9 protein-coding genes, 1 tRNA gene and 1 rRNA gene are annotated in these 10625 nt (G+C 38.9%); 2 read left to right on the top strand and 9 right to left on the bottom strand.

Annotated features, from left to right (window positions below; all coding sequences use genetic code 11):
- Positions 1-1588: assimilatory sulfite reductase (NADPH) hemoprotein subunit (gene cysI, locus ACYUCW_RS17230; protein WP_460409131.1), on the bottom strand; the 1588-nt coding region annotated here is incomplete at its 3' end.
- Between the two features lies 1 nt (position 1589).
- On the bottom strand, positions 1590-3404 hold the full coding sequence (gene cysJ, locus ACYUCW_RS17225; RefSeq protein WP_087726388.1) for an NADPH-dependent assimilatory sulfite reductase flavoprotein subunit: 1815 nt from the start codon (positions 3402-3404) through the stop codon (positions 1590-1592).
- A 294-nt stretch (positions 3405-3698) separates the two neighbouring features.
- Between cysJ and queD the strand changes: the two genes are divergently transcribed.
- Positions 3699-4064: a 6-carboxytetrahydropterin synthase QueD gene (gene queD, locus ACYUCW_RS17220; protein WP_168713146.1), complete on the top strand. Its 366-nt coding sequence runs from the start codon at positions 3699-3701 to the stop codon at positions 4062-4064.
- A 59-nt stretch (positions 4065-4123) separates the two neighbouring features.
- Here the strand turns inward: queD and queE are convergent, their stop codons facing one another.
- Positions 4124-4795, bottom strand: a complete 672-nt coding sequence (queE, locus tag ACYUCW_RS17215; protein ID WP_004250261.1) for a 7-carboxy-7-deazaguanine synthase QueE — start codon at positions 4793-4795, stop codon at positions 4124-4126.
- A 168-nt stretch (positions 4796-4963) separates the two neighbouring features.
- Between queE and ACYUCW_RS17210 the strand changes: the two genes are divergently transcribed.
- Positions 4964-6331, top strand: coding sequence for an amino acid permease (locus ACYUCW_RS17210; protein ID WP_004248701.1), 1368 nt, complete (start codon positions 4964-4966; stop codon positions 6329-6331).
- A gap of 77 nt (positions 6332-6408) precedes the next feature.
- On the opposite strand, the gene ACYUCW_RS17205 is transcribed toward ACYUCW_RS17210, so the two are convergent.
- The 6 genes from ACYUCW_RS17205 to rrf all read right to left on the bottom strand — a co-directional run.
- Positions 6409-7590: a methionine gamma-lyase gene (locus ACYUCW_RS17205; protein WP_049200674.1), complete on the bottom strand. Its 1182-nt coding sequence runs from the start codon at positions 7588-7590 to the stop codon at positions 6409-6411.
- A 19-nt stretch (positions 7591-7609) separates the two neighbouring features.
- Positions 7610-8008, bottom strand: coding sequence for a helical membrane plugin domain-containing protein (locus tag ACYUCW_RS17200; RefSeq protein ID WP_004248702.1), 399 nt, complete (start codon positions 8006-8008; stop codon positions 7610-7612).
- Between the two features lie 12 nt (positions 8009-8020).
- The gene (locus ACYUCW_RS17195; RefSeq protein ID WP_004250259.1) at positions 8021-9214 is read right to left on the bottom strand and encodes an NAD(P)/FAD-dependent oxidoreductase; all 1194 of its coding nucleotides are present in this window, start codon (positions 9212-9214) and stop codon (positions 8021-8023) included.
- A gap of 185 nt (positions 9215-9399) precedes the next feature.
- Positions 9400-10185 carry an endonuclease/exonuclease/phosphatase family protein gene (locus ACYUCW_RS17190; protein WP_143475509.1) on the bottom strand — a complete coding sequence of 262 codons (786 nt, stop codon included), beginning with the start codon at positions 10183-10185 and terminating at the stop codon, positions 9400-9402.
- A gap of 228 nt (positions 10186-10413) precedes the next feature.
- Positions 10414-10490, bottom strand: a tRNA-Asp gene (locus ACYUCW_RS17185).
- 51 nt (positions 10491-10541) lie between these two features.
- Positions 10542-10625 (bottom strand): 5S ribosomal RNA (rrf, locus tag ACYUCW_RS17180); the annotation flags it as partial.

The following is a 10625-nucleotide window of genomic DNA, read 5'->3' as shown; positions in this document are numbered from 1 at the left end:
CAATGATTTCTTGTGATGAAATATTTTCACGATACATTCTAGGAATGCGAGTACCCATGCGGTTTCCTCCTAGATGTAAGTTATAGCGATCGGGGGCTTTACCCACCAGTCCGACTTCCGCCAACATCGCTCGACCACAACCGTTAGGACACCCTGTTACACGTACAACAATATGCTCATCACTGACTCCGTATTTAGCCATGATATTATCAAGGGTGTCGGTAAATACGGGAAGAAAACGCTCCGCTTCTGCCATGGCTAATGGGCAGGTTGGAAATGAAACACACGCCATGGCATGTTTACGCAGCGGTGTAACCTCATCATTAATTAAACCATATTGACGCGCTATCGCCTCAATCTGCTCTTTCTGTGCCTCTGGTACACCAGCAACAATCAAATTTTGATTAGCTGTTAAACGAAAGTCACCAAGATGCACTTTGGCAATTTCAGCAACCCCCGTTTTTAACGGCGCATTAGGTTTATCGATTAATCGACCACTTTCAATAAATAAGGTTAGATACCATTTGTTATCAACCCCTTTTAACCAACCAATTTGATCACCACGGTGAGTAAATTGATACGGTCGGATCATATCAAACATAACCCCTGAGCGGCGTTCAACTTCCTGTTTAAATGTTTCAATGCCAACGCGCTCTAAGGTGTATTTGGTTTTGGCATTTTTACGTTCAGTACGATTGCCCCAATCTCGTTGCGTCGTCACAATCGCTTCAGCGACTGCTAATGTTTTATCAATAGGAATATAACCAAATTCACTAGCTAAACGCGGAAAGGTTTTTTTATCACCATGGGTCATCGCAAGGCCGCCACCGACTAGCACATTAAAACCAACCAAATGCCCATTTTCTGCGATGGCAATAAAATTCATGTCATTGGCATGCAAGTCAACATCGTTATAAGGGGGGATCACCACCGATGTTTTAAATTTCCGAGGTAAATAGGTTTCACCTAAAATAGGCTCCTCATCCGTTGTCGCCACTTTCTCTTTATCTAACCAAATTTCTGCATAGGCATGGGTGCGTGGCAATAAATGCTCGGATAGTTTTTTGGCCCATTCATAAGCTTCTTGATGCAATGAAGATTGTTCAGGGTTTGAGGTACATAGCACATTTCGATTAACATCATTGGCGGTTGCAAGAGCATCAAGGCCTGTTGACGCTAGCATTTGGTGAGCCGGTTTAACATGGCCTTTTAAAATGCCATGAAATTGAAAAGTTTGACGATTAGTAATACGAATACTGCCATAGAGCGTATTTTCACTAGCAAACTTATCGATACTTAGCCACTGCTTTGGTGTGATGACACCGCCCGGTAAACGACAACGTAACATCATGGCATGACGAGGCTCTAGTAGCTGTTGGGCACGCTCGGCACGAATATCTCTATCATCTTGTTGGTACATACCGTGAAAACGAATTAATAAAAAATTATCGCCCTCAAAACCACCGGTTAGACCATTTTGTAGATCATCACTAATAGTGCCTCGTAAGAAATTACTCTCTTTTTTCATACGTTCACTATCAGATAGTTTTCCTTCAACCACTAAGGGCGCTTGAGTTTGTGATTTCATTTTAATAAACATCCCTCTGATAACGACGTGCTAAACGTAGCTCACTTAAATAATCATCTGCTTGTTCAATATTTTTATTGCCATGGGTCATTACTATTTCTAACAATGTTTGTTCAACATCTTTAGCCATTCTTGATGCATCACCACAAACGTAGAGATAAGCACCTTGCTGTAACCATTGCCAAATTTCCTGACCTTGCTCCCGTAATTTATCTTGCACATAAATTTTATCGGCTTGATCACGCGACCATGCTAAATCAATACGTGTTAACAACCCGCTTTTGACATAACGTTGCCATTCCACTTGATAAAGGAAATCTTCTACAAAATGAGGATTGCCAAAAAAGAGCCAGTTTTTCCCCGTCGCACCTTCACTTTCACGTTGTTGCATAAACCCTCTAAAAGGCGCAATCCCCGTCCCCGGGCCAATCATAATCACAGGGACTTGATTATCTTCAGGTAAACGAAAATGATCATTACGTTCAATAAAAACGTTTACTGTATCGCCTTCTTGAAGTTGATCAGCTAAGAACCCTGAGGCACCTCCTGTATAAGCACGCTGATCGACGTTATAACGAACAACACCTAAGGTAAGATGAACTTCATCATCAACTTCTTGTTGTGATGAAGCGATGGAGTAAAGACGTGGAGTTAATGGGCGCAATATATCAATAAACTCTTGAGCATTAGGTTGCGCACTATATTGACGTACCATTTCATTAATTGGGTAGGTTTGCGCATATTGCTGAAGTTTGCTTTTATCAGCCACCAGCGATAATAACTCTTCGTGACGGGATAATTGGGCATATGCTTTAATAATTGGTGCACTATTTTGAGTTAATTCAACATGATGCAATAATGCTTCTTTTAACGTTAATGTTTGTGATTTAACATTTACCTGCTCATCCCCCGTTAACCATAATAGGGTAATAAGCTCTTCCACTTTTTCTTCCGAATTCTTAAACCATATCCCTAGCGCATCTCCGGGAAGATATTGTAATTCAGAGCCTGCTAGACTGATTTCAATATGACGGATATCTTTATCTGAATGTCGACCGGTGATCTTCTGATTAGTTAATAAAGTGGCACTAAAAGGTGCATCACGATGGTAGCGTGCGGTATCGACACTGTCGGTTGTTCCTGATTGTGTTTGTTGCAATACTTGAGTGTTTTGCTCAGGTACACGTATTTTTAAAATATCAGTCAGCTGAGTTATCCATTTATCAGCGTCAGCTTGATAATCAACATCTGCATCTAATCTTTCTAATAGACTGGTCGCGCCAAGTTGCGCCAGTTGATGATCAAAATCTTTACCTGCTTGGCAAAAATGTTCATAGCTACTATCGCCGAGACTCAGTACAGCATAAGCCGTTTGTTTCATTGGCGCGGCTTTTTTAGAGTGCAAATATTTATAAAATGCAATGGCTTCTTCAGGAGGTTCACCTTCCCCCTGTGTTGAGGTAATAATAATTAAGGTTGTCGTTTTGTGGATCTGCTTAAATTTATATTCACTCGCACTATAGAGCTCAACATTAAGTTGATTATCAACCAATTTATCGCGTAATTGTTCAGCTAAACGACGTGCATTGCCAGTTTGTGATGCTGATATCACGGTGATGGTTTCTTGTTGGGGAACCTGACTTTGTACACTTACCAGCTCATCTTTAGTGGATGAATGCTGATTTAATTGCCCCCAAAAATAGCCAGAAAGCCAAGCAAATTGGGCTGGAGTTAAGTCTTTCGTCACATCCTGTAATTTATTCAATTGCTCCTGTGTTAATGGAAGCATTGATAATAATGGGGGTTGATTGCTCATCGATCCTGCCTTAAAAAAACATTGCACTGCATCGGTGCTGTTATTGTGGTTGGACTTTTTTAATGAATAAGAGGGTATCGCACGATCAGAGCACGACTTAAAGACTGGTTTGCTCTATCTAATAACCTTAAAGACTAAATTTATTTACCGATTTCCTTTATCGATATAATGAATAAACGAAAAAGAATATAATAAGTCGCTAAGGTTAAGCGATTAGGCGTAACACACTAAATCAGATACACTAAATAGACACCGTTTTATCTGTATTTTTTTACTATTTAAGTCAAGAGAGTTTTGATGATAACCACCATCTTTAAAGATTTTCAGTTTGAAGCTGCGCACCACTTACCCCATGTTCCCAAAGGCCATAAATGTGGACGTTTACATGGGCATTCATTTTTAGTGAGATTAGAAATCACTGGTGAAGTAGATGCGCAGTCAGGTTGGCTAATTGATTTTGCTGATGTGAAAGCCGCATTTAAACCGACTCTTGATAGGCTCGACCACTATTATCTTAATGACATTGAAGGTTTAGAAAATCCAACCAGCGAAGTACTGGCAAAATGGATTTGGCAACAAGTTAAACCATCACTCCCCCTGTTATCCGCCGTGATGGTTAAAGAGACATGTACCGCAGGATGTATTTATCGTGGTGAGTAATTTTCACCTAAAAAAATCAGCCACTCATAGGCTGATTTTTTTTAACGATAAATGACACACTAGGCGATATTTAAATATTTATGTGTTTGCATTGAAAAACGCCAATTACGCTCAATACAGGTTTTAATACATAACGCTGTTGCACTCTCTTTACAACTGATTGGTTGTAAGGCAACGATTGCCATAGGTTGTTGAGTTCTTAATCGCAGTAAATCATCCAGTGCTTCGATATCTTTTTCACGAGCAACAGGGTGTTTAATTTCATTGGCACGATTAATCGCACTAGATAAAACATTCAATCCACCTCGCATACCGACTTTCGGCGAAAGTGTTACCCATGTTGCTTCACTACAGAGAATGTCATGCGTGCCACTGGTTTCTATTTGGCAATCAAAACCTGCTTTTTCTAAGCCTTCCGTCAAAGGCCGTAAGTCATAAAGGCAGGGTTCCCCTCCCGTTATCACCACATGCTTTGCGCTATAACGTTGTTGCCGGAAAAGTGATAAAATATCTTCGACAGTGGCTATACCCCAAGTATCACTTTCTTGTGTTTTAATGGGAATATCTCCAAGAGGGACTTTCTTGCTCTCTTCTTTTTCCCAGGTATGTTTGGTATCACACCAACTACATCCTACAGGGCATCCCTGTAATCGAACAAAAAGCGCAGGAACGCCAGTAAAAACACCTTCACCTTGCAAGGTTTGAAACACTTCATTAATGGGGTATTGCATAAGAAACTCTGATATCCAATGAATGCTGATGATTATTACAGATAACTGTCTCACCGTAAGAGGCTTTATGATAAGGTACATGCTTTGTTTTGGATAGCTAACGTGCGAAAAGACACTGAAAAAAAGAGAGCCGATTTTTCGGTTGGACAGAGATGGGAAACACTTTAGATGCAAAAAGAGAATAAACTTTCACGAGGACTATCAGGGCGGCATATTCGTTTCATGGCGCTAGGCTCTGCTATTGGGACAGGGCTTTTTTATGGTTCAGCCGCGGCGATTGAAAAAGCAGGCCCCGCTGTACTTCTTGCTTATCTTATTGGTGGTGCCGCAGTATTTATGGTTATGCGCGCATTAGGGGAAATGGCAGTCCATCATCCAGTGGCGGGTTCTTTTTCACAATATGCTAGCCATTATATGGGACCATTAGCCGGATTTTTAACTGGCTGGAACTACGTTTTTGAAATGCTTATCGTTTGTCTTGCAGACGTCACCGCATTTGGTTTTTATATGAAACTTTGGTTTCCCGATGTCGACCAATGGATATGGGTATTAGGCATAGTCTGTTTTATTGGTGCCTTAAATTTATGTCATGTGAAGATATTTGGTGAAATGGAATTTTGGCTCTCTATCGTTAAAGTGACTGCGATTATTGCCATGATTATCGGTGGTGTAGCCATAATGATCTACGGCTTTGGTCAGCAAACAGAACATCCAATTGGTATTTCTAACCTATGGGAGTTTGGTGGCTTTATGCCAAATGGTATAGAAGGCATTATTGCCTCACTCGCCATTGTGATGTTTGCATTTGGTGGTATTGAGGTTATTGGTATTACCGCCAGTGAAGCTAAAGATCCAGAAAAAACGATCCCTAAAGCTATCAATGCGGTGCCATTTCGTATCTTACTATTCTATGTACTGACCATTTTTATTTTAATGTGCATCTTCCCATGGCAACAAATTGGCCATAACGGTAGTCCATTTGTACAAATTTTTTCCAATCTGGGTATCAATTCAGCCGCTAACATTCTTAATCTTGTGGTGATCACAGCCGCTATCTCTGCCATAAACAGTGATATTTTCGGTGCTGGTCGCATGATGTACGGCATGGCACAAGAAGGGCAAGCACCTAAATCCTTTATGAAACTGACGCGTAACGGTGTGCCTTGGATGACCGTATTAGTGATGTCAGTGGTGCTATTATTAGGGGTTGTGCTTAACTATCTTATTCCAGAAAAAATCTTCGTACTTATTGCCTCTATCGCGACATTTGCCACTGTATGGGTCTGGTTGATGATCTTACTTTCTCAAGTGGCTATGCGTCGCCAAATGAGTGCTGAAGAGGCGAAAAAACTAAAATTCCCTGTACCATTTTGGCCAATAGCACCCGCCATTACCATTATTTTTATGGCATTTGTGATAGCAATTTTAGGCTACTTTGAATCAACCCGAATGGCATTAATCGTTGGGTTAGTATGGGTGGCTATTTTAACTGTTGGTTACTATATTGGTATCAAACCAAGAATAACGCAGAAATAATCTACTGTTATCAAGAAAAATAAAGGCTGTGAGTTATTCACAGCCTTTTCTTTATCCATTATCTGCGCTCAATACAATTAAGCGAGCGCTTGGGTTAAATCAGCAATTAAATCATCAACGTCTTCAAGACCGATTGATAAACGAATTAATCCATCACTAATACCATGGCGTTGACGCTCTTGTGCACTGTATGTCGCATGAGTCATAGTCGCAGGATGCTGAGCTAATGATTCACAATCACCTAAACTCACCGCTCGAGTAAAAAGCATTAATCGATTAAGAAATTCTCTGCCAGCTTTTATTCCACCATTCAACTCCATACTTATCATGCCACCAGGTAACGCCATCTGCTTTTTGGCAAGTTCATATTGAGGAAAAGAATTTAATCCGGGATATGAAATCGTTGCCACCTTAGGATGATTTTCAAGAAATTGCGCAATAAGCTGCGCATTCTGGCAAATTTTTTCCATTCTAATGCTAAGCGTTTTTATCCCTCTTAAAACGAGTGCTGCATCATGAGGTGATAAACAAGCCCCCGTCATATCTTTTAAGCCCTCAACGCGAATTTTATCTGCTAATTGATAATTAGTGATAATTGCGCCCGCCATCACATCACCATGACCTGATAAATATTTAGTCATAGAATGTACGACAATATCAGCGCCTAAGGTTAGTGGCTTTTGTAAATAAGGTGAACAGTAAGTACTATCAACCATGACTAAAACATCATGTTGGTGCGCAATATTAGCGATCTTTTCAATATCACTAACCCTCATATTAGGATTAGCCGGTGTTTCAAAGAAAATAAGCTTTGTTCTATCTGTAATTGCTTCGGCTAATTTTTCAGGATCGGTTAAATCAACATGTTTGATAGTGATACCAAATTTAGCCAGCCCATGATTAAAGAAAGTAAAAGTACAACCATAAACGGTCATATCAGCAATGAGTTCATCTCCTGGCTGCAATAATGACCAACATGTTGAAGTGATAGCTCCCATACCGGAAGAAAAAACAACAGAAGCGTCTCCTTGCTCTAACTGAGCTAATCGTTTTTCTAATAAATCCAATGTAGGGTTAGATATACGAGTATAAAAATGCCCTTTTTCTTTCCCAGCAAAACAATCAGCACCATATTGAGCCGTGGGAAATGCAAAAGTGGACGTTTGAAAAACAGGAGGCACCAATGCCCCCTGATAATCTAACGGAGAGTAGCCATAATGTATTGCTTGAGTATTAAAACACTTATTACTTTGCGTCATTATATCTCCTTGACATTAATTAAACTTCTATTTTCTGATTATTTTCCCCAATAATTTGTAATGTCCTTAATACAATAGTTAATCCTTTTAAGGTGTCAGGATTTTTTAATAATGAAAAAGTCGCACCTAAGGTATATTTTTTATCCTGATAAAGAGATTCTTTTTTAGCCATATTAAAGGCCGTAGTTAATTCCCAAACCGGAATTAATGTTTCTTCAAAAGCAACCGCCAATTTTTCTACCGTTGCGTTATCCATAATATCGACGGTATCTGAGGCTAAAGATAATAAATCAACAATATTATCTAGGCGCTTTAATGCTAATAAAGGCCTTATTTTTTCTAGTAAATGTTCTAAATGAATTTTATCTTCATTAGATAACAACGGTTTTTCATTTGGGCTTAAATTATTTTCACTCATTATTTTATTCCCCTACAATAATCCTCTGACCGTTGCCCAATATAAGCCCCGGTTATAACCGTTACGTAACATGCCACCGAGTTTTGTTGGAGGTGTTGGAATAACATCATGTTTATAGTCATACTGTAATGGCATACCCGCTGATAATCCCATTTGGGCAACAGCTTGTACTCGACCATCATAAATTGCAGCCGGATAACCATAACGCAGTTCACCACAAATATTATTAGCTATAACACCCGCTTGGTTATGACAGCTACCACCGGCCTTACTAATAGGCAAATCAACCGTATCACCTAACACATAAACTTGATTTAACCCATATACCTGTAATGTTTCAGGATCGGTCGGTAACCAGCCTTCACCATTGTTATATTCACTTAATCCTGTATTACGAATGGCTTCTACCGCTGTTATAGGAGGTGTGCTCATTAAGATATCAAAAGGCTCTGCTTCTCCTTCTTTCGAATAGGCGATTTTCTTATCAGGATCAACATGACTTAATGTAAAACCACGCTTTGCTTTGATATCTCGTTCAGAAAAGACCGCAGGAAGTACTTCACAAACTTCTTGCTGCATAAAAAGACAATTTCTTAATAGTTGAGCTACGGTAGGATAGGTATAAACAATTTCTATATTACTTCTTACCCGTCGCTGACGTAAAAATTCATCCAGCATCAAGGTTGTTTCCATTGGTGCAATACCACATTGGTGAGGTACATTTGGCGTTTCAGGGAAAGTTACCGTGATAAATACACGCCCTTTTTCAATGGTAGCAATTTTATCTGCTAATTTTCGTGCAGCTTCATATTGATAAAAATGATTTCCAGCTTCAGCTAAACCTTCAATTCTATCAAGACGAGGAACACATCCTGTGGCTAATACGAGAAAATCATAGTGATATTTTTTCTTAGAACAACAATAAACTGTTTTATTATTAAAATCGAAACTTTCAGCTTTATCTATAACAAATTCAATTTCTGGTCTTAATAAACTTCTTTGTGATCGCATTAACTCTTCTTTTAAGAAAAGGTTAAATGCAATATACATAAATGCAGGTTTGTAATAATGGTATGGATTATCTGAAATAAGCGTAATTTTTATTTTTTTTGAAAATATTTCATCATTTAATTTTTTAGCTAAGATATTAGCGAGAATAGTACCCCCCGTACCACCGCCAATAATAACTATATTTTTTGTTGCCATATTATTTCCTATATTTGTAGGGAATTAGATAGACAAAAAAAGTATAGTAAAGCGCGTTAATATAACAAATAGATTAAATAGATAGATAAATTAAATATAGAGTAATAATACTAATCAATAATAAATACAATCATATTATATTAAAATATTTATATTTTAATATTAACGAATGTTATCATCACGAGTTAAGAAAATGTCGCCACCAAAGGATTATGATCAGATGCATCTGTGATTAAGATTTCCGCTTTATTTAGTGATAATCCACGATAAAATATATAATCAAGTGGCTTACCAAAAGCGCGAGTGCGTAAATCCTTTTCAAAGATCACTTCTTTAAGTTTTAATCTTCTAGCAAAACGCTTTAACACATTAACTCTTGGACGACTCCAGGCGTTAAAATCCCCCGCCAAAATAACAGGCCCTTTATGATCGATGATATGAGTCGATAAGCTGTTTAATTGTCTTTGATAAACATCAACACCGAAACTAAAATTGATCGCGTGTACATTTATCACCATTAAATGCTCACCAGTAATAAGTGGATAAACCGTAATTAATGCAGATTTAGCAAGCCTTAAAAAAGGCTCTTTTTCTCTTAATGGACAACAATAGATAGGATGGGAACTTGATAAGGTCATAACACCCGCAGGGTGCTGTTGAAAGGCTAAAGCAGGAACTTGATCAGCAATTAAATGGTTTTTACCCGCAAAACGAACTAATTCAGGTGTTGTTTGCGCTTCTTGTAAAAGTAATAGTTGAGTATCGGTGGCAAGCGTTTCCAGCATACTACGCCAATTGACCCGTTGCTGTTTGTAAATATTCCAAACAGCAATTTTTAAAGTGCCTTCTGTATATAGTGGCATCCCAATCGGTAGCATCTCTTCTATTTGGCCTAAAGGTAGTCTAGGTTCAATCCTTTCTACAGGTTGACCTGCTACAAAACGTACTGAATAAGTCGGTTTTTTCGCCATTAAGCAACCTCAGATAACCAATAGGATCTCTTGCTACCTATCTAGTATACCAAAGCTGGGATCTCCCCTCACCCTTTTAAAGAATATAATGATAAATAAGTGTAACTATTTTTGTAAAAAATAGCTTTAATGGCGAATTATTATGAAATAAGCACAGGTAATGTAGGCAACTTTAAATTTTAAACAAAAAAAAAACCTAAGTCATTAGACTTAGGTTTTCTTATGTGTTGGCGGAACGGACGGGACTCGAACCCGCGCCCCCCTGCGTGACAGGCAGGTATTCTAACCAACTGAACTACCGCTCCGCTTATTCTTTACGCACTTAACGTCTTTTTACATTAAGGCTTCAATTTAATGCTTGGCAGTTCCCTACTCTCACATGGGGAGACCCCACACTACCATCGGCGCTACGGCGTTTCACTTCTGAGTTCGGCATGGGA

Source organism: Proteus sp. MB838 (assembly GCF_054767435.1).
This window is presented reverse-complemented; position numbering and strand designations above follow the sequence as displayed.

What these genes read in the sequence shown, in the direction of transcription:
- cysJ (WP_087726388.1), bottom strand. Translation starts at nt 3,404, where the DNA reads ATGAGCAATCAACCCCCATTATTATCAATGCTTCCATTAACACAGGAG.
- queE (WP_004250261.1), bottom strand. Translation starts at nt 4,795, where the DNA reads ATGCAATACCCCATTAATGAAGTGTTTCAAACCTTGCAAGGTGAAGGT.
- ACYUCW_RS17210 (WP_004248701.1), top strand. Translation starts at nt 4,964, where the DNA reads ATGCAAAAAGAGAATAAACTTTCACGAGGACTATCAGGGCGGCATATT.
- ACYUCW_RS17205 (WP_049200674.1), bottom strand. Translation starts at nt 7,590, where the DNA reads ATGACGCAAAGTAATAAGTGTTTTAATACTCAAGCAATACATTATGGC.
- ACYUCW_RS17200 (WP_004248702.1), bottom strand. Translation starts at nt 8,008, where the DNA reads ATGAGTGAAAATAATTTAAGCCCAAATGAAAAACCGTTGTTATCTAAT.
- ACYUCW_RS17195 (WP_004250259.1), bottom strand. Translation starts at nt 9,214, where the DNA reads ATGGCAACAAAAAATATAGTTATTATTGGCGGTGGTACGGGGGGTACT.
- ACYUCW_RS17190 (WP_143475509.1), bottom strand. Translation starts at nt 10,185, where the DNA reads ATGGCGAAAAAACCGACTTATTCAGTACGTTTTGTAGCAGGTCAACCT.